This window comes from Rhodobacter sp. P2_H5, from assembly GCF_056403335.1.
In genome coordinates this window covers 169,174-188,323 of the sequence record NZ_JBFUFS010000008.1, presented here as the reverse complement: position 1 = coordinate 188,323, position 19,150 = coordinate 169,174, and the positions used below count along the sequence as shown (strand labels likewise).

Annotated in this window: 20 protein-coding genes; 14 read left to right on the top strand and 6 right to left on the bottom strand. The window is 65.0% G+C overall.

What is annotated here, in order from left to right:
• Positions 1-4: 4 nt before the first annotated feature.
• Entirely contained in the window at positions 5-820 is an 816-nt protein-coding gene (gene iolB, locus AC1DVR_RS13290) for a 5-deoxy-glucuronate isomerase (protein ID WP_478001061.1), read from the top strand.
• Positions 821-959: 139 nt separating this feature from the next.
• On the opposite strand, the gene AC1DVR_RS13285 is transcribed toward iolB, so the two are convergent.
• The 5 genes from AC1DVR_RS13285 to AC1DVR_RS13265 form a co-directional block, all read right to left on the bottom strand.
• Positions 960-2,981, bottom strand: a complete 2,022-nt coding sequence (locus AC1DVR_RS13285; RefSeq protein ID WP_478001060.1) for a potassium transporter Kup — start codon at positions 2,979-2,981, stop codon at positions 960-962.
• 235 nt (positions 2,982-3,216) lie between these two features.
• The gene (locus AC1DVR_RS13280) at positions 3,217-3,816 is read right to left on the bottom strand and encodes a TetR family transcriptional regulator C-terminal domain-containing protein (RefSeq protein WP_478001059.1); all 600 of its coding nucleotides are present in this window, start codon (positions 3,814-3,816) and stop codon (positions 3,217-3,219) included.
• 114 nt (positions 3,817-3,930) lie between these two features.
• Positions 3,931-4,389, bottom strand: a complete 459-nt coding sequence (locus AC1DVR_RS13275) for a heme-degrading domain-containing protein (protein WP_478001058.1) — start codon at positions 4,387-4,389, stop codon at positions 3,931-3,933.
• A gap of 116 nt (positions 4,390-4,505) precedes the next feature.
• Positions 4,506-5,078, bottom strand: coding sequence for a DoxX family protein (locus tag AC1DVR_RS13270; RefSeq protein ID WP_478001057.1), 573 nt, complete (start codon positions 5,076-5,078; stop codon positions 4,506-4,508).
• Between the two features lie 199 nt (positions 5,079-5,277).
• Complete coding sequence (locus tag AC1DVR_RS13265) at positions 5,278-5,910, bottom strand: TetR family transcriptional regulator C-terminal domain-containing protein (protein ID WP_478001056.1); 633 nt, start codon at positions 5,908-5,910, stop codon at positions 5,278-5,280.
• A 123-nt stretch (positions 5,911-6,033) separates the two neighbouring features.
• Between AC1DVR_RS13265 and AC1DVR_RS13260 the strand changes: the two genes are divergently transcribed.
• The 5 genes from AC1DVR_RS13260 to AC1DVR_RS13240 all read left to right on the top strand — a co-directional run bounded on the left by AC1DVR_RS13260 (position 6,034) and on the right by AC1DVR_RS13240 (position 10,001).
• Positions 6,034-7,284, top strand: a complete 1,251-nt coding sequence (locus AC1DVR_RS13260) for a Zn-dependent hydrolase (RefSeq protein ID WP_478001055.1) — start codon at positions 6,034-6,036, stop codon at positions 7,282-7,284.
• 37 nt (positions 7,285-7,321) lie between these two features.
• Positions 7,322-7,609, top strand: a complete 288-nt coding sequence (locus AC1DVR_RS13255; protein ID WP_478001054.1) for a hypothetical protein — start codon at positions 7,322-7,324, stop codon at positions 7,607-7,609.
• A 104-nt stretch (positions 7,610-7,713) separates the two neighbouring features.
• Positions 7,714-8,031: a hypothetical protein gene (locus AC1DVR_RS13250; RefSeq protein WP_478001053.1), complete on the top strand. Its 318-nt coding sequence runs from the start codon at positions 7,714-7,716 to the stop codon at positions 8,029-8,031.
• A 7-nt stretch (positions 8,032-8,038) separates the two neighbouring features.
• Positions 8,039-9,490: a dihydropyrimidinase gene (hydA, locus tag AC1DVR_RS13245; RefSeq protein ID WP_478001052.1), complete on the top strand. Its 1,452-nt coding sequence runs from the start codon at positions 8,039-8,041 to the stop codon at positions 9,488-9,490.
• A 175-nt stretch (positions 9,491-9,665) separates the two neighbouring features.
• Positions 9,666-10,001 (top strand): hypothetical protein, encoded by a 336-nt coding sequence (locus tag AC1DVR_RS13240; RefSeq protein ID WP_478001051.1) that lies wholly within the window; start codon positions 9,666-9,668, stop codon positions 9,999-10,001.
• 26 nt (positions 10,002-10,027) lie between these two features.
• Here AC1DVR_RS13240 and AC1DVR_RS13235 read toward each other — a convergent pair whose 3' ends face one another.
• Positions 10,028-10,423 (bottom strand): cupin domain-containing protein, encoded by a 396-nt coding sequence (locus AC1DVR_RS13235; protein WP_478001050.1) that lies wholly within the window; start codon positions 10,421-10,423, stop codon positions 10,028-10,030.
• Positions 10,424-10,479: 56 nt separating this feature from the next.
• Between AC1DVR_RS13235 and AC1DVR_RS13230 the strand changes: the two genes are divergently transcribed.
• From AC1DVR_RS13230 to AC1DVR_RS13195, 8 genes are all read left to right on the top strand, one after another.
• Complete coding sequence (locus AC1DVR_RS13230; protein WP_478001049.1) at positions 10,480-11,271, top strand: ABC transporter ATP-binding protein; 792 nt, start codon at positions 10,480-10,482, stop codon at positions 11,269-11,271.
• 105 nt (positions 11,272-11,376) lie between these two features.
• Positions 11,377-11,712 carry a hypothetical protein gene (locus tag AC1DVR_RS13225; RefSeq protein WP_478001048.1) on the top strand — a complete coding sequence of 112 codons (336 nt, stop codon included), beginning with the start codon at positions 11,377-11,379 and terminating at the stop codon, positions 11,710-11,712.
• On the top strand, positions 11,709-12,593 hold the full coding sequence (locus AC1DVR_RS13220) for an ABC transporter permease (protein WP_478001047.1): 885 nt from the start codon (positions 11,709-11,711) through the stop codon (positions 12,591-12,593). The genes AC1DVR_RS13225 and AC1DVR_RS13220 overlap by 4 nt, the downstream gene beginning before the upstream one ends.
• A complete protein-coding gene (locus AC1DVR_RS13215) occupies positions 12,590-13,435 on the top strand; it encodes an ABC transporter permease (protein ID WP_478001046.1) in 846 nt (281 codons plus the stop codon). Before AC1DVR_RS13220 ends, AC1DVR_RS13215 begins: the two co-directional genes overlap by 4 nt.
• An 18-nt stretch (positions 13,436-13,453) precedes the next feature.
• Positions 13,454-14,434, top strand: coding sequence for an ABC transporter substrate-binding protein (locus tag AC1DVR_RS13210; RefSeq protein ID WP_478001045.1), 981 nt, complete (start codon positions 13,454-13,456; stop codon positions 14,432-14,434).
• 138 nt (positions 14,435-14,572) lie between these two features.
• On the top strand, positions 14,573-15,667 hold the full coding sequence (locus AC1DVR_RS13205; protein WP_478001044.1) for a FliM/FliN family flagellar motor switch protein: 1,095 nt from the start codon (positions 14,573-14,575) through the stop codon (positions 15,665-15,667).
• 304 nt (positions 15,668-15,971) lie between these two features.
• Positions 15,972-17,624 (top strand): glycerol-3-phosphate dehydrogenase/oxidase, encoded by a 1,653-nt coding sequence (locus tag AC1DVR_RS13200; RefSeq protein WP_478001043.1) that lies wholly within the window; start codon positions 15,972-15,974, stop codon positions 17,622-17,624.
• Positions 17,624-19,111 carry an FGGY-family carbohydrate kinase gene (locus AC1DVR_RS13195; RefSeq protein WP_478001042.1) on the top strand — a complete coding sequence of 496 codons (1,488 nt, stop codon included), beginning with the start codon at positions 17,624-17,626 and terminating at the stop codon, positions 19,109-19,111. The genes AC1DVR_RS13200 and AC1DVR_RS13195 overlap by 1 nt, the downstream gene beginning before the upstream one ends.
• Positions 19,112-19,150: the final 39 nt, after the last annotated feature.

The following is a 19,150-nucleotide window of genomic DNA, read 5'->3' as shown; positions in this document are numbered from 1 at the left end:
GAAGATGCCCGATCTTTTGCGCAAGCCGAACGGCACCCATGGCAAAGTGCATGACATCACCGCCGAAAGCGCTGGCTGGGGCTATGTCGGCTTCGGCCTCTACCGCCTCGCCCCGGGCGAGAGCGTGGCCGAGGCGACAGGCGACCGCGAGGTCATCCTCGTGCTGGTCGAGGGCAAGGCAAGGATAACCGGCGCAGGCCAGGATTTCGGCGAGATGGGCGATAGGATGTCGGTCTTCGAGAAGACCCCGCCGCATTGCCTCTACCTGCCCGGCGGGGTCGAGTGGCAAGCCACGGCCACCACAGACTGCACGCTCGCCGTCTGCACGGCGCCCGCGCAGGGCAATTACCCGGCCCGCAAGCTCGGGCCCGAGGGCATCTCGATGCTGCCGCGCGGCACCGGCGCAAACACCCGCTTTGTCAACAACATCGCGATGGAGGGCCGTGATGTCGCGGGCTCGCTCCTCGTGACCGAGGTCTTCACCCCCTCGGGCAACTGGTCCTCCTATCCCAGCCACCGCCACGACGAGGACGACTTTCCCCGGATGACCTATCTGGAGGAGACCTACTACCACCGCCTGAACCCGGCCCAGGGCTTCGCCGTCCAGCGCGTCTATACCGAGGATGGCAGCCTGGATGAGACCATGGCGGTCAAGAACCACGATGTGACCCTGGTCCCTAAGGGCCACCACCCCTGCGGCGCGCCCTATGGCTACGAGCTCTACTACCTCAACGTCATGGCCGGCCCCCTGCGCAAATGGCGCTTCGCCAATGATCCCGACCACGACTGGATCGCCAAACGGGACGCGCCGCCGGCCTGACCCCTATCTCGCAAAGCAAAAGGGCGCGAGGTTTCCCCTCGCGCCTTTTTCCATTTCATCCAGATCCAAATATCCTCGGGGGGTCTGGGGGGCAGACAGCCCCCCAGCCGGGGCCGCCGCGCGCCCTCCGGCCTCAAGGTCAGATCGCCATCTGCTGGCCCATCTCCACCACCCGGTTCGAGGGCAGGCAATAGAAGGCCGTCGCATCCGCCGCCGATTTTGACAGGCCGATGAACAGCCGCTCCTGCCAGAACGGCAATCCCTGATGCCGGGCCGAGCGGAAGGTGCGGCGGTTCAGGAAGAAGCTCGTCGTCATGATGTCGAACTTCTCGCCCCGCTTGCGCGCCAGCGACAGGGCCTTGGGCACATTCGGCGTCTCGATATAGCCGAAGGTCATGATGACACGGACGAAATGCTCCGACAGCCGCTCCATTGAGATGCGCTTCTCGTCCGAGACCGTCGGCGTGTTGGCGACCTGCACCGTCACGATGAAGTTCTGGCTGTGCAGCACGCGGTTGTGCTTGAGGTTGTGCAACAGGGCCGAGGGCGCCACATCGGGGTCTTGCGTCAGGAACACGGCGGTCCCCGGCACTTCCATCGGCTGCGACTTGTCGAGCATCGCGATCAGCTTGACCAGCGGGATCGCCGAATCCGAGGCCTTGCGCTTGACGTGGGCCGAGCCGCGCACCCAGGACCAGATCAGCAGGCACATGGTCGCCGCAATCGCCACCGGCACATAGCCGCCATCGACCAGCTTCACGAGGTTGGCCGCCAGAAACATCATCTCGACCAGCAGGATCGGGGCGATGATGCCGATCACCACCGTCAGCGGCCATTTCCACGCCTTCAGCAACAGAACGAAGCTCAGGATCGAGGTGATCACCATATCCCCGGTCACCGCGATGCCATAGGCCGAGGCGAGCCGCGTCGACGATCCGAAGGCGATCACCAGACAGATCACCGCAAAGAGCAGGATCATGTTGACCTTGGGCATGTAGATCTGCCCGTGCTGGGTTTCCGAGGTGTGGCGGATCTCCAGCCGCGGCAGAAGGCCCATCTGGACCGCCTGCTGCATCATCGAGAAGGCGCCCGAGATCACCGCCTGCGAGGCGATGACCGTCGCCGCGGTGGCCAAGAGCACCAGGGGCAGCAGGAAGGCCTTGGGCACCATCAGGAAGAACGGATCATGCGCCGCCTCGGGGTGGTTCAGCACGAAGGCGCCCTGACCGAGATAGCTGATCGCCAGTGCGGGAAACACCAGTCCGGCCCAGGCCAGACGGATCGGGCGGCGGCCGAAATGGCCCATGTCGGCATAAAGCGCCTCGCCGCCGGTGACGGCCAGGAACACCGAACCCAGCACGAAAAACGAGCCCAGCTTGTGGCGCCCCAGAAACTCCAGCGCGTGCAAGGGGTTCAGCGCGGCGAGAATCCGCGAGTCGTCGCCGAGGTGGATCAGCCCGATCCCCGCCATGGTCAGGAACCAGACCACCATGATCGGCCCGAACAGGATCGAGACCCGCTCGGTGCCCTGGGCCTGGAACAGGAAGAGGCCGATGATGATGGCCAGGGTAACCGGCACGACATAGGGCGAAAAGCGCGGCACGGCGATGGCCATGCCCTCGACGGCCGACAGCACCGACATCGCCGGGGTGATCATCGCATCGCCGAAGAAAAGCGAGATCCCGATGACGCCGATCGCGATCAGCCAGCCTGGCCGCTTCTTCAGCGCTTGTTGAACCAAGGCCACCAGCGACAGCGTGCCGCCTTCGCCGCGGTTGTCGGCGCGCATGACCAGCAGCACATATTTGACCGTGACGATCAGAACCAGCGTCCACAGAAGCAGCGAGACGATGCCCACCACCTCCTCCGGGTTCTTGCCATCCCACCGCGCGCCGTGCAGGGATTCGCGCAAGGCGTAAAGCGGCGAAGTGCCGATGTCGCCATACACCACCCCGATCGAGCCGAGAATCAGCTTCCACAGGTTCTGCTGCGGGTGATGGCCATCCTGCGGCTCCTGCGACGCCGGTTTGGCACCGCCGGGGGGCGGCGGAGCGGCGGGCGGGCTCGGCGGATGCGCGTGCGGCGGGGCCGTTGGGGATTCGGGCGTTTGGGATTCGGGCGGTGTTGCGCCGGCATGCGCTGCCGCTTCCGCCTTTGCCACGGCTGCGGGGGGATTCTCCCCGGCCGCGGTCAATGTCGGTTGGGATTCGTCCGAAGTCGAAGCCGTTTCGGGTGTCGTGCTTTTATCAATCATGACTTGTGGCTGTGGCCCCATTTGCCCGGGTAGCTACACCCGGACCGGCTCCGCGTCCAGCACGGCCTTTCACCGGGTTGTGACTTGGGCGTGAGATGGCGGCCAAAACGGCACCGAATGCCGCAACGTCATGGCCCTTGTCCTAAGGGGCGAGCATCTTGCGGAAGAGGTGGTCGAGGTAGCTTTGGGCCTCGGCAAAGGGGTCATGGCCCAGAACGGCGCGGACCTGCACGTCGAAATCGGCGTAATGCTGGGTCAGCGACCAGATCGAGAAGATCAGATGCACCGGATGCAGCCTTGCGATGCGCCCCTCGTTCATCCAGCGGGTCAGGACGGCGGATTTCTCCTCGACCAGGGTTTTCAGCGGGCCCTCGATCTCGTCCAGCATCCGCGGCGCGCCTTGCAGGATCTCGTTGGCGAAGAGCCGGCTTTCGCGCGGGAAATCGCGGGCCAGTTCCAGCTTGCGCTGCACATAGGCCAGGATCTCGGGCACCGGCTCGCCCTCCGGGTTCATGGCGCGCAGAGGGTCAAGCCAGGTCTGCAGCAGCTGTTCCAGAAGGGCGTGGTACACCGCGTCCTTGGAGGGGAAGTAATAGAGCAGATTGGGCTTGGACAGGCCCGCCACCTCGGCGATCTGGTCGAGCGTCGCCCCGCGGAAACCCTGAGAGGAAAACACCTCCAGCCCGGCCTCCAATATGGCGCGGGAATTGCGTTCCTGGATGCGTGTCTTGGCTTTGAGCATCTTTGGTCTTGGATCCTTCGGGCCGGTTTGTCCGGCTCCGGGGCAGAGTTTCGCAGATTGGCGCGGGATGCAAACGGCTTTCACACCGGGCAGGGGCGAGGGCTGCGGCCCCGCTCAGGCGATCAGCGCCAGAATGCCCTCGACCACCAGCCTGTGATCCTCGACCTGCGGCAGGCCGGACACCGTGGCCACAGCGACCGGCCCGGCACCGGCCACGACCAGAGGCACCGCCCCGCCGTGGTCGGCATAATCGGTCTCGGACAGACCCTCGGAGGCCAGGGTGCGGCCTTTCGCGGCGTTCTTCAGGCCGACGATCAGCGAGGCGCAGCCCATCAGCAGCGCCACATTCGACTTCCGCCGCGCCCAATTGTCGTTGTTGGCCGAAGAGCCGGGCAGGGAGGCGTGAAAATAGGTCCGCCCGGCCGAGCGGATGTTGATCACGACCGGCAGGCCGCGGACCTGCGCCAGGCCGACCAGCAGGCTGCCCAGATGCCAGGCCACGGTCTCGTCAAAGCCGGGCAGGACCAGGCGGGCGGCTTCGGCCTCAAGTTCGGCGATCGTCGGTTCGGGCATGGTGTGTCCTTCGGCTGGCGCGGTGCAGTTCGCCCCCTACCATAGAGCGCGGGTCCGGCCTTGCAAATGGCTTTGCCGCCGGACCCCGGCCCTGCCCAACAGCAGGTTTGACCGGCTCAGAACTCTTTCTTCAGCGCGCGGTCGATCGACAATGGCCCGCCGCCGAAAGCCGCGATCAGCGCCGCCCCGGCCGCCCAGAACAGCGAGGCCAGAAAGGCCTTGTCCTGCACCTGGGCCAGAAAGGCCGCACCGCCGTCGCCGAGCAGCTGCTTCTGCGCCGTGGCTGTCAAAAGCCCCGGGTTGGCCTGAAGATAGGTCAGACCCTCGGGCGTAAGCATCGCCGAGCCATAGGGGTGGCTCATGTGAAACCACAGCGTGATCAACAGCATGACCGCATTGGCCAGGGCGATCGGCCGGGTCACGAGACCCAGCGCGATCAGCATGCCGCCAAAGAACTGCATCGCGGCCAGAAGCGGCGAGAACAGCCAGCCGGGGTGAAAGCCCAGCATCTCGACAAAGCCGACTTGCGCGAAGGGGGCGGTGATCTTGGGCCAACCCTCGATCACCAGCATCAGCCCCACGGCCACGCGAAAGGCCGCCCAGCCCCAGGGTTGGGCAAATCCGGCATAGACCCGGTCCATGAACGGCAGGATCAACCTGTCACGGTGTGTCTCGAATAGCTCTGGCATGCTGGCCTCCATCGGGCACACGCCAGGCGGCGCCGCGTCCGGACATCATGTCCTTGGCACGGCCCGGCGTCCCGACCACAAGCGCGGGAAAGGCTGCCGGCGCAAGTCTTTTGCGGGATTCCGTGTCAAGTATCGGAAAGTTATTGATTTATATCAGTGTGCGCGGCCCGGATAAGGGCGGGCATGGACGGGACCCGTCTCAGATCACCCCGATGCCGCGCAGGATCATCGCCTTCACGCTGTCCTTGGCCGCTTGCCACTGCGCATCCGACAGCGGCGCTCCACCGTTCAGCGTGGCGATCTGGTGGTTGAAATCGGCGTAGTGCTGGGTCGTGGCCCAGAGCATGTAAAGAAGATGCTCCGGCTGGACCTGCGCCATCTTGCCCTCGGCCATCCAGCGTTCGATGAGGCGGATGCGCCCCGCCGTCCAGTCGCGCAGCGTGGTCTCCAGATAATCCTGGATCACCGGCGCGCCATGCATCACCTCATAGGCCCAGACCTTGGAGCCGTCCGGGTGGTGGCGCGAGATATCCATCTTGGCGTCGATATAGGCCCCGATCCCCTCCGCAGGTCCCGGCGCGTCATCCATGCTTTCGGCGGCCTTGAGCCAGATATCGAAGATCTCCTGCACCACGCGGCGGTAAAGCTCTTCCTTGGTGGCGAAATAATAGTGCAGGTTGGCCTTCGGCAGCCCGGCCATATCGGCGATCAACTGCATCGTCGCCCCGCCAAACCCCGCCTCGGCAAAGACCTTCTCGGCCGCCTGCAGGATCAGCGCTTCATTCTGCTGCCGGATTTCGGTGCGGCGGATCGGGCGGGGGGCTTCGGTCATGGGGCGGGGATCAGAATTTTCTTGACCGCTTGGTCAGGCTATGGTGCGTTTCACTTGACCATACGGTCAGGAAAAGATTCGCTGCAAGGGGCAACAAGATCCCCGCAGTTCAGGGAGACAACCATGCCTGCACCCGGTGAAAACCTGCGCATCAATTCGGCACGCCTCTGGGACAGCCTGATGGAGATGGCCCAGATCGGCCCCGGTGTCGCGGGCGGCAACAACCGCCAGACCCTGACCGATGCCGACAACGAGGGCCGCCACCTCTTCAAGCGCTGGTGCGAGGCGGCGGGCATGACGATGGGCGTCGACACGATGGGCAACATGTTCGCCACCCGGGCGGGCGAGGATGCCGCGGCGCTGCCGGTCTACATGGGCTCCCATCTCGACACCCAGCCGACCGGCGGCAAATATGACGGAGTACTGGGCGTTTTGGGCGCGCTGGAGGTGATCCGGTCGATGAACGACATGGGGATCAAGACGAAGCACCCGATCGTGGTGACCAACTGGACCAACGAGGAGGGCGCAAGGTTCGCCCCCGCCATGCTCGCCTCCGGCGTCTTCGCAGGCCTGCATACGGAGGAATATGCCAAATCGCGTAAAGATTTGGACGGCTTCGTCTTCGGCGAGGAACTGGCCCGCATCGGCTGGGTCGGCGATGAGAAGGTCGGCGCCCGCAAGATGAAGGCGATGTTCGAACTGCATATCGAACAGGGCCCGATCCTCGAGGCCGAGGGCAAGACGATCGGCGTCGTGACCCATGGCCAAGGCCTCTGGTGGCTGGAGATTACGCTGACCGGCAAGGACGCCCACACCGGCTCCACCCCGATGAACATGCGGGTGAACGCCGGTTTGGGCATGGCCCGCATCACCGAACGCGTCCACCAGATCGCGATGGCGCACCAGCCCAATGCCGTCGGCGCCGTGGGTCAGGTCAAGGTCTTCCCCAACAGCCGCAACGTGATCCCGGGCCGCGTGGTCTTCACGGTCGATATCCGCAGCCCCGAACAAGCCAAACTCGACCTGATGAAGGGCGAGGTGATCCGCCACGCCCATGCCGTGGCCGCCGAACTGGGCCTTGGCTGCAGCATCGAGGAGGTCGGCCATTTCGACCCCGTCACCTTCGACCCCGGCCTTGTGAAGATCGTCCGCCAATCCGCGGAGAAGCTTGGCTATTCCCATCAGGACATCGTCAGCGGCGCCGGCCACGACGCCTGCTGGATCAACCGCGTGGCGCCGACCGTGATGGTGATGTGCCCCTGCGTGGATGGGCTGAGCCACAACGAGGCCGAGGAGATTTCCCCGGAATGGGCGGCGGCCGGGACGGACGTGCTGCTGCACGCCGTGCTTGAGGTGGCGGAGGTGGTGGGATGATCGAGGCCTTCCAAATGAAAATGCAACGCGAAATGCAGTGACGGAAGTGCTGACCGTATGGGAATCAAAGGTACTGGGATATGTGGGAATCGCGCTCGCAGCGGCGTTGCCCCTGCAGGCGGCGGTAGAAATTGTCTACTGGCTGAAAGTCGGTGCGTGGCTCGACGCAGATACAGCAATGATCCTTGGCGCACAGGTGACGCACGAAATTACTTCAACTGGCTGGATGGGTGTCGACCTTCTGCTTGGACAGGTCTTGGCTTTTTGGGTCGCATTTCCGGTGGCACTCTTGGGTGTCGTTCTAATGAAACTCTCTGAGCTTTAGAGGTGTAAGAAAATGACCACCATCATCAAGAACGGCATTATCGTCACCGCGGATCTGACCGCCAGCAGCGGTGCGCTGAGGTCTGAGGCCATGGAGTTGGTGGGATGACTTCCGGAAGGGTGGTTCCAATCGACTATCCCAACGGCGTTCGGTACAACCTGTTTGAACCGGGTAGCGACGATCCAGACTTTCTTTGGATGTACACGGCCTTCAATCTTGCAGTAGCCGTTCGCTCAAAGGTGCCCAATCGCGATTTGGGTTTCGCCGATATGTATATTGGCGTTGGCGAATGGGCGTTGGCGATGGAGGAAATCCTAGCGACCATCGAACATGATCCGAAGCCCTGGGATCTGCAAATTCAAGCTGTCGCTGATCGTGCCCGACAACTTCTCGACGATTTTGCAAACGCGCGGAAGGAATGACATCACCATGACCACCATCATCAAAAACGGCACCATCGTCACCGCGGACCTGACCTACAAGGCGGATGTCCGCATCGAAGGTGGCATCATCACCGAGATCGGGCCGAACCTCAAAGGCGAGCGCGAGCTGGATGCCACCGGCTGCTATGTCATGCCCGGCGGGATTGATCCGCATACGCATCTCGAGATGCCCTTCATGGGCACCTACTCGGCGGATGACTTTGAAAGCGGCACGCGGGCGGCCCTCGCCGGGGGGACGACGATGGTCGTGGACTTCGTCCTGCCGGGGCAGGGTCAGGGGCTGATGGATGCCGCTCAGATGTGGCACAACAAATCGACCCGGGCCAATTGCGACTATTCCTACCATATGGCGGTGACCTGGTGGGGCCAGAAGGTCTGGGAGGATATGGAAGCCTCGGTCAAGGCCGGCATGACCTCCTTCAAGCATTTCATGGCCTACAAGGGCGCCCTGATGGTCAATGACGATGAAATGTACCAGTCTTTCAAACGGGTTGGCGACCTCGGCGGCCTTGCCATGGTCCATGCCGAAAACGGCGACGTCGTGGCCGAACTGACCGCGAAACTCCTGGCCGAGGGCAACAACGGCCCCGAGGCCCACGCCTATTCCCGCCCGCCGCAGGTCGAGGGTGAGGCCACCAACCGCGCCATCATGATCGCCGACATGGCTGGGGCGCCCCTCTATGTCGTCCACACCTCCTGCGAGGAGGCGCACGAAGCCATCCGCCGCGCTCGGATGCAAGGCAAGCGCGTCTGGGGCGAGCCGCTGATCCAGCACCTGACGCTCGACGAGAGCGAGTATTTCAACCCCGACTGGGACCACGCCGCCCGCCGCGTGATGTCGCCGCCCTTCCGCGACAAGAAGCATCAGGACAGCCTCTGGGCCGGCCTGCAAAGCGGCAGCCTGTCTTGCGTGGCGACCGACCACTGTGCCTTTACCACGACGCAGAAGCGCTTCGGCCTCGGCGACTTCTCCAAGATCCCGAACGGCACGGGGGGCTTGGAGGACCGGATGCCGATGCTCTGGACCCATGGGGTGGCGACGGGCCGGCTGACGCCGAATGAATTTGTCGCCGTAACCTCAACCAATATCGCGAAAATCCTGAACTGCTACCCGAAGAAGGGCGCGGTTCTGGTGGGGGCGGATGCCGATCTGGTGGTGCTGGACCCGGAGAAGGAAAAGGTGATCTCGGCCAGCACCCAGCAGTCGAAGATCGACTACAACGTGTTCGAGGGCCAGAAGGTCAAGGGCCTGCCGCGTTTCGCCCTGACGCGGGGCGTGGTGGCGGTGGAGGACGGCACGATGAAAACCCGCGAAGGCCACGGCCAGTTCGTGGCGCGTGAGGCGCGGCCAGCGGTCAATCGCGCGCTCAGCGCCTGGAAAGACCTGACCGCCCCGCGCCCGGTGGTGCGGACGGGGATTCCGGCGACGGGGGTGTGAGGGAGTGGTCCAGTCCTCCACCACTTTGGAGAATGAGGATATCTCGTATTTGGCGCTTGCCGCCGGGTATCTGGCCGCGTGCATTTCGGCTAGTCTGTGCTTTTCGGTGCTACTCTTGATCCATGGCTTGGTGCAACCCTTGGATGCATCCTCGTCCCAAAGCGAGGGTGCCTTGGTGCTGATCCTTCCCGTGGCGGCCTTTGCCCCTGCGTTCATCATCTTGTTTTTGTTCGCTTTGCCGGGTTTCGCGCTCCTTCGGCTTGCTCTCTACCTATTGGGCCGGAATGACGCAACGAGTTTCGCCATATGCGGCGCAATCCTCGGCTGGCTTGCCCTGCTCTGCATCGGTGCAAAGGGGTCATGGGACTTGTTCGGGCGGATTCCGTCGACTTTGGCGGTCTGCCTGATCGGTGCTATTGCGGGCGCTGTCGCCTGTCGGACGGAGTTGCGGGCAACCACGAAAGGGCGGCTTGAGCGGGCGGGCGTCCCAAATCGGGAGCCGTTGCAATGACGCGCACTCTGTGTCCCGGGGCTGCTTCACCTCACCAACCCCTCCAACTCCGGCAGCAGGATCACGCTTTCCTGCTCATGCGGGTCGGTGCGGGCGATCACGGCGGTGGCGGGGCCGGGGCCGGGGTTGAAGGGCAGGTGGGGCATGTCGGCGGGGATGTAGAGGATGTCGCCGGCCGCGACCTCCATCGTGTGTTCGAGGGACTGGCCCCAATGCATGATCGTCACACCCTCCAGTATGTAGATGGCGGTCTCGTGCGTGGCGTGTTTGTGGGCCTTGGCGCGGCCGCCGGGAGGGATGGTGAGGAGATGCATGCAGATCGCATCGGCGCCGACCGATTCCCTGCTGATGCCCTCGTTATAGGTAAAGCCTTGTTTTCCGGTGTAAAGTCCGGTCGGACGGAGTTTGCGGCATTCCTTCATGGCGGGCCTCCTTTGCGGTATGGTCGCCAGTGTAGCGCAGAAATGGGTAAGATTTGATGAAAGATACGACAGCCGCTCCGGTGATCGAAGCCAAGGGCGTCAATCTGGTGTTCCAGACCGGCGACGGGCCGGTGCAGGCTTTGAAGGACGTGAACCTGAGCGTCGCCAAGGGCGAGTTCGTCAGCTTCATCGGGCCAAGTGGTTGCGGCAAAACGACATTCCTGCGCGCCATCGCGGCGTTGGAGCATCCGACGGGCGGCACATTGACTGTCAACGGGATGACGCCGGATGAGGCGCGGCGCCAGCGGGCCTATGGCTATGTCTTTCAGGCGGCGGGGCTTTATCCGTGGAGAACCATTGCGAAGAACGTCTCGCTACCGCTTGAAATCATGGGGTTTTCCAAGGAGGAGCAGGCGGCGCGGGTTGAGCGGGTGCTCGATCTGGTCGAGCTGAAGGGCTTTGGCAAGAAATTCCCCTGGCAGCTGTCGGGGGGCATGCAGCAGAGGGCCTCGATTGCCCGGGCTTTGGCCTTTGATGCGGATATCCTGCTGATGGATGAACCCTTCGGCGCGCTGGACGAGATTGTGCGCGACCGCCTGAATGAAGAGGTTCTAAAGCTTTGGAATCGCACGGGGAAAACCATTGGCTTTGTCACCCACTCGATCCCCGAGGCGGTCTATCTTTCGACCAAGATCGTCGTGATGAGCCCGCGTCCGGGGCGGATCACCGATGTGATCGACAGCCCTTTGCCGCGCGAACGCCCGCTGGATATCCGTGACAGCAAGGAGTTCATCGAGATCGCCCACCGCGTCCGCGAGGGCCTCAGGGCGGGGCATTCCGATGAGTGAGGGTGTCTTCTTTCCGTCTTCATCCCGTCTTGCTTCCGTCTCTACGCGCGTAGAGACGGCTTGCGGATTTTTCCGTACCCGCAAGCCCTTGCAGGGGGATCTTCAATGAGTGCCGTCGTGCTGTTTTACCTCGCAGCCTCGACCGGGGTGTTCATGGTGGCGAATTCGCTTTTGAAGACCTATGCGGCCAAGGGCGGTCTGGGGATGCTGATCGCGGCTTTGGCGGCCTTCTGTCTGGGCAACGTCCTGATGGTCAAGGTGATGCGTGAGAACGGGCTGGGGCTGGCGCTGGCGCTGAGCCTGGTCTTCCAGCTGGTCGCCATCACGGTCATCGCTTTCGTGTTCTTCGGCGAGCGGCCCACCGGGTTGCAGGTCGCGGGCGTGGTTCTGGGGATCGTGTCGATCACCATGATCGCCTGGCCGCAAGGCGGTGCAACATGAAGCAGGCAGGTCCGGTTTTGGCGGTTTTGGCGGTGATCCTTGCGCTGTGGTATGCGGGTTCGGTCGCGATGAATGCGGCCTGGACCTATGATCAGGCCGCGCGGTCGGGGGGCGAAGTCACCTTCACCGGCCTTCTGGCCGATACGATGGCGCAGGATCGTCCGGTGCTGCCCGCCCCGCATCAGGTCGCGGCGGAGCTGTGGAAGGGGGTGACGGCCTATAGTGTCACCTCGAAGAAAAGCCTGGTTTATCATGGCTATGTGACCCTGGTTGCGACCTTCTGGGGCTTTCTGCTCGGCACCGTTCTGGGCATCCTGATGGCGGTGGGCATCGTGCGCAGCCGCACGCTGGAGCTGGGGATGATGCCCTGGGCGGTGATCAGCCAGACCGTGCCGGTGGTGGCGATTGCGCCGATGATCGTGGTTCTGTCGAACTCGCTGGGGTTTGGCGACCATCTGGGGGTGTCGAATGCGCTGGTGTCCAAGACCATCATCGCGGCTTACCTGAGTTATTTCCCGGTGCTGGTCGGCATGATCAAGGGGCTCAGAAGCCCCGACCAGATGCAGCTGGATCAGCTCAAGACCTATAACGCCTCGGAAGTGCAGAGTTTTCTGAAACTGCGGTTGCCATCTTCAGTGCCTTACCTTTTCACCTCGCTCAAGGTGGGGATTGCTGCGAGCCTGGTCGGCGCCATCGTGGGCGAGTTGCCGACGGGGGCGATCGAGGGGCTTGGCGCGCGGATGCTGATCGGCAGCCAGTTCGGCTCGCCCATCATCGTCTGGGCGGCGCTGTTCGCGGCGGCGATCCTGGCGGGGATCCTGATCCTGCTGGTGCGGCTGCTGGAAAGTCTGGTGATCGGGCGGATGGGGGTCAGGGCATGAGTGTGGAACTGGCGCTTGTCATCTGGTTTGCGGCCTGGGTGCTGAATGCGCTGCTGGCGCGGTCACGGTTTGCCGGGCTTCTGGCGGTGCGGATTGCCATTCCGGCCTTGTTCGGGCTGGCGATCCTGGCGCTGTGGCAGGGGATCGTCACCAGCTTTGCGGTGCCCGAGGTGATCCTGCCGGCGCCCTCGCGGATTGCCACGGCGATTTCGGAAAATCTGCCGACGCTGTGGATCGACTTTGTCCAGACCATCCTGAAGGGCGGCCTCTTCGGCTATCTGATGGGCTGCGGCGCGGGGATCGTGGTGGCCATTCTGGTCGACCGGGTGCCCTTTCTGCGCAACGGGCTCTTGCCGATCGGGAATTTCGTGGCTGCCCTGCCCATCGTCGGCATCGCGCCGATCATGGTCATGTGGTTCGGCTTTGACTGGCATTCCAAGGCGGCGGTCGTGGTCGTCATGGTCTTCTTCCCGGTTCTGGTGAACATGGTGGCAGGGCTTTCCGCCAGCGAGCGGATGCAGCGCGATCTGATGGCCACCTGGGGGGCGAGTTACTGGCAGACACTGTTCAAACTGCGGATTCCGGCCGCCATGCCCTTTTTGTTCAATGGCTTGAAAATTGCCGCGACCCTCGCTTTGATCGGCGCTATCGTGGCCGAGAATTTCGGCTCGCCGACGGTGGGCATGGGGTTCCGGATTTCCACGGCGGTGGGGCAGCTTGCCTTGCCGCTGGTCTGGGCCGAGATTGCGGTGGCGGCCGTCGCAGGCTCGGTCTTTTACGCATTGGTGGCGGCGGCAGAAAAGGCCGTCACCTTCTGGCATCCCTCACAAAGGGGGAGGTGATACAACATGGAGGTTACAATGAAGAAGTTTCTGATCACGGCGGCAGCGATGGCGTTGGCGACGGCGGCCCAGGCCAATGACACGGTCAAGCTGCAGCTGAAATGGGTGACGCAGGCGCAGTTCGCCGGCTACTACGTCGCGGCCGCCAAGGGCTACTACAAGGACGAGGGTCTGGACGTCACCATTCTGCCCGGCGGCCCGGATATCGCGCCCGAGCAGGTCATCGCCGGCGGTGGTGCCGATGTGATCGTGGACTGGATGCCGGCGGCTTTGGCTGCCCGCGAAAAGGGCCTGCCGCTGGTCAACATCGCGCAGCCGTTCAAGCATTCGGGCCTGATGCTGACCTGCCTGAAGGAATCGGGCGTCGCCACCCCGGCCGATTTCAAGGGCAAGACGTTGGGCGTCTGGTTCTATGGCAACGAATATCCCTTCCTGTCCTGGATGAGCCAGCTGAAGCTGCCGACGACCGGCGGGGCGGATGGCGTGACCGTGCTGAAGCAGGGCTTCAACGTCGACCCCCTGCTGCAAAAGCAGGCGGCGTGCATCTCGACCATGACCTATAACGAATATGGTCAGGTGCTGGATGCCGGGATCAAGGCTGAAGACCTCGTGACCTTCAAATATGAAGACATGGGCGTCTCGACCCTGGAGGACGGGCTTTATGTGCTGGAGCCCAACCTGAAGGACGAGGCGTTCGACGCCAAGATGGTGAAGTTCGTCCGCGCCTCGATGAAGGGCTGGAAGGACGCCGAGGCGAACCCGGATGAAGCCGCGGGCATCGTGATGGAGGCCGACCAGACCGGTGCCCAGACCGAAGCGCATCAGAAGTTCATGATGGGCGAAGTGGCCAAGCTGACCGCGGGTTCCAATGGCGCGCTGGACGAGGCGGATTATGCCCGCACCGTGGCGACCCTGATGGCCGGTGGCTCGGACCCGGTCATCACCAAGCAGCCGGAAGGCGCTTTCACCCATGCGATCACCGATGCCGCACTGAAGTAAGCTACGGTTCAGCCGGAGGAAAGGGCGGTCTTAGGGCCGCCCTTTTGCTTTGGCGCGAAATCCGGTGCGGGGCGGGCGATCTCAACCTTTTGCTAACCGGCTTCGACCAGAGTGGGTTCAGGCAAGGCAGGGTGCGTGATGGCAGAGGCTGGAATCATCCGTCGCAAGCTTGCGGCGCAGCGTGCGGTCACGGCAGAGGGTGGGCCGGGCGCCGACCGGGGCTGGCGCGTCGGGCTGGCGCGGGCGGCGCAGAACCTGCTCAAGGTCTCGCTCGATGTGCGCAAGCTTGCGGTCGAACGGCGCTCGCTGGCGGAACTGGTCGAACTGGTGCCCGATCTGGCGCTGGTCGCGATGCTGGAGGGTCCGGCGGAGGGGCTTGGCGCCATCATCATCGCCCAGCCCGTGCTGGCCGGGTTGATCGAGGCGCAGACGATCGGCCGCGTCCGCAATCAAGAACTGGTGCCGCGCAAACCGACCCGCACCGATGCCGCCATGGTGGTCGGCGTGATCGACGCCGCTCTGTCGGGGATGGAACTGGCCCTGGCGGAGGAGGCCGATCTGGTCTGGGCCGGCGGCTTTCGCTATGCCTCTTTCCTCGATGACCCGCGACCCCTGGCCCTGTTGCTGGAGGATGTGCCCCTGCGCCTGATGCGGGCCGAGGTGGCGCTGGCCGGCGGCTTTCGCAGTGGCGAGATCCTTCTGGCCCTGCCGGCCGAGGGGCGCGGCCCGCGTCCCGCCCTGCCGCAGGCGGATGGATTGTCGGACGACCACGGCCCGGCCTTTGTCCAGGCGCTGGCCGAACGGATCAACGGCGCACAGTCGCGGGTCGAGGCGGTTCTGGCCCGCCTGACCATGCCTTTGGCCCAGGTCATGGCCCTGACCGAGGGGATGATCCTGCCGCTGCACGATGCCGCCATCGATCGGATCAGCCTGGAAGGTCTCGACGGGCGCCGCGTGGCCGAGGGCAAGCTCGGCCAGAACCGCGGCATGCGCGCGGTCCGGCTGACCGAGCGTGGTGCGCAAGGCGGGGCGGATGCCGGGATGGCGGGCGAATCCCTGGGTGGGGCGATGGGCATGGGGGACATGGGCTTCCCCGCTGCGGGCCTTGGCGTGGCGCCGATGCTGGCCGGGGACGCGGACCAGGACTTCCCCGCGATGGACTTTCCCGCCATGGATTTCCCGGCGATGGGGGCCGAGGATATGCCCGACTTCCTGGCCACCGGCACCGACTGAAACCGGAACCCGCCGCCGGACCCGCGCCAAGCAGGCCCCCCGGCCAGAGGCGGCCCCCTGCGACAAATCGCGGGATATCAAGGTCATAGCCTGAGATCTTAAACCAATGCTTTTGTGCGATCCGCGGCGCTTTAGGCCCTTCGCGTGGCCGCACCGGCTGTCCGTTTGTGCGGCATGTGCTGGCTCTGCCGCCCCGCCTTCGCAGTGTCTGAGGTTTATTTATGATAAAGATGATTGACAAAAGAAAAGGTAAATTGCATCAAATCCGCAGAACCTGACCCCGGACCTTGTCCTGCGAGACCCCATGCAAACCGCCCTTGATGCCAGCCAACCGACCTTCCGCAGCCGCGCCCAAAACGGGTTGGCGCAGAACACCGCGCCCGATGTTCTGATCCTTGGCGGCGGGGTCAACGGGGTGGCGGCGCTGCGGGACCTCGCGCTCAACGGGGTTTCGGCGGTGCTTCTGGAGCGTGGCGATTTTTGCGGCGGGGCAAGCAGCGCCTCGACCCGGATGGCGCATGGCGGCTTGCGCTATCTGGAGGGGCGCGAGTTCCGGCTGGTGGCGGAGGCGGCCCGCGAACGCAATCTTCTATTGCGCCACGCGCCCCATATCGTTCGCCCGCTGGAGATTGTCGTGCCGCTCGACGGGGTGGTGAAGGGCCTGTTCGGCGCGGCCCTGCGCTTTGCCGGCCTGTCGCGCCGGGCGGTGCCGATGTGTCTGGTGGCGCTGAAGGCCGGGCTGATGATCTACGAACGCTTCGGCGCGGTGGAGCGGGTCTTGCCGCAGCACAGTGCTGCGACCGATCCGGCGCGCTTCCCGCCGGGTTTGCGCCACGGGACCCGCGCCGTGGTGCGCTATTTCGACGGCCGGATCGACAACCCCGAGGGGCTGATCTTCGAGATGCTGGAGGAGGCCATGGCCGCCCATCCCCAGGTCACCGCGCTGAACCATGCGGGCTGGCGGCTGCGCCCCGATGGCGCGGTGGAGGTCGAGACCGGGGCGGGGGCGGTGACCTTGCGCCCCAAGGTGATCCTCAATGCGACCGGAGCCTGGATTGACGCGGTCAATGCCGAACTGGGCCTGACCACGCGCCATGTGCGCGGCGTGAAGGGCGCGCATCTGGTGCTCAATCACCCCGAGCTGCTGGCGCGGATGGCGGGGCGGGCCTTCTACTTTGATGACGGGCGCGGCCGGATGGTGATCTGCCTGCCCCTGGCCGAGACGGTGCTGATGGGCACGACCGAGATCGAGGTGACCTCTGCCGATGACCGCGTCGTGGCCGAGGCCGAGGTGGCCTACCTGCTGGCCGCGCTGTCGCGGCTGTTTGACGATATCACGGTGAGCGAGGCCGATGTCGTGGCGGTGACCACCGGCATAAGGCCGTTGCAGAACGCCGGCGGCTCGGCCACGGCGGCGGCGCGCGATCATGCGCTGGTCGAGGACCGTTTGCGCTCGGGCCTGCCGGTCCTGTCGCTGGTCGGCGGCAAGTGGACGACCTTCCGCGCCTTTGCCGAACTCGCCACCGATGCGGCGCTGGCGCATCTGGGGAAGAAGCGCCGCCTGTCGACGCGCGACCGGGATTATCCGGGGGCCGGGGCCAAGGGCACGGACCGTCTGACCCGGCGCTATGGCGCGCTTGGCGAAAGGGTGGCGGCGTTTTGCGCCACGGCGCCGGACCGGCCTTTGCGCGGGGCGCAAGATTATACCCGGCTCGAGGTGATCTGGCTGATCCGCGCCCGGGCCGCCCTGACGCTTGAGGATCTGGTGCTGCGCCGCACGCTTCTGGCCCAGCGGGCCGATTTGCGGCGCGAGACGCTGGCCGATATGGCGGCGATCCTGGCCGAGGAGCTGGGGCAGGGCCCGGCCTGGGTTGCAGCGCAGCTGGCGGCGGCCGAGGCCGACCCGCGCCTGCTCGCCCGCCGCCCGGCCGCGCCGCAGATGGCGGAGGTGTCGTGATGCGCGATCTGGTTCTGGCGATTGATGCAGGGGGCACGGCGGTCAAGGTGCTGCTTTGCGATGCGACCGGGCAGGCCTTGGCCTTGCGGATGGCGGCTGTCGTGACGCGCCATCTGCCCGAGGGCAGGGTGGAGCGCGACCCCGAGGCCTTCTGGCAGGCCACCGTCGCCGCCATCGCATCGCTTCTGGCCGAAGACCCGACCCGCGCCGACCGGATCGCCGCCATCGGCTGCACCGGTTTTGGCAACGGCGTCTTTCTGGTCAATGCGGCGGGGCAGGCGACGCGGCCCGGCATCGTCTCGGTCGATCATCGGGCGCAGGGGCTGGTCGATGAATTGCAGGCCAGTGGTCAGGATGGGGCGCTGAGTGCGATCAGCGGCCAAAGGCTCTGGGGCGGCCAGACGCTGATGATCCTCGCCCATCTGGCGCGGGAGGAGCCCGAGGTGATCGCGCAAAGCCGCTGGGCCTTGTCCTGCAAGGATTTCATCCGGCTGCGCCTGACCGGGGAGGCCTTTGGCGAGGCCTCGGATGCCAGCGGCGGCGGGGTGATGGATCTGGCATCGGGCAGCTATGGCGCCGGGCTGTTTGAGGCGCTGGGGCAGGGTCAGCTTCTGGCCTTGATGCCGCCGATGGTGGCCAATTCGGGGGTCGGCGGGCAGGTCTCGGGCCTCGTGGCGGCTCAGACCGGCCTCAGGGCGGGCACGCCGGTGGCGGGGTCGATGATGGATGTGGCGGCCTGTGCCCTCGGGGCCGGGGTCACTGATGCGGGCGCTTTGGTGATGATCGCGGGGACATGGGCCATCAACTGCATCGAGGTGCCGCTGGAGGCGCCCCTGACCAAGGGCCGCCCCGCGCCCCTGCTCAACATGCGCCACCGCGACGGCGCTTGCCGGTTGGTGGCCGAGGGCAGCCCGAGCTCTGCCGCCAACCTCGGCTGGTTTCTCGACAAGGCGATGGGCCGCCGCCTGACGCCGGAGGAGGCCAATGAGCTGGTGGCCGCAAGCCCGGTGCAGGGTGCGCGGCGTTGCCGGTTTCTGCCCTATATTCATGGGCCTGCGCCGCGCAGCGGCGCCTTCCTTGGCCTGGGGGCCGCTGACGACACCGCCACCATGCTGCGCGCGATCTATGAGGGCGTGGCCTTTCAGCACCGCCGCCATGCCGAGGAAATCCTCGCCTTCGCCGCAGCGCCGCCGGAAACCCTGCGTCTGGCCGGTGGCGCCGCCCGCAGCGGGCCCTGGGCGCAGATCTTTGCCGATGTCTGCCAGATGCCGGTCGAAGTGGCCGAGGCGGAGGAGGTTGGCGCCCTCGGCGCCGCGATCTGCGCGGCGGTGGCGGGGGGCCTGCACCCCGATCTGGCGCAGGCCGCCCAGGCCATGACCCGCACCCGCCGCAGGATCCTGCCCGACCCGAAACATGCGGATTTCTACGACGCGCGCTTTGCCGAATTCCAGAAGCTCGATCTGGAACTGCTGGGCCTGAACCTCTGACCGCGCCAGCGGTCGGACCCGCGACGTGGAGGCGTCGCG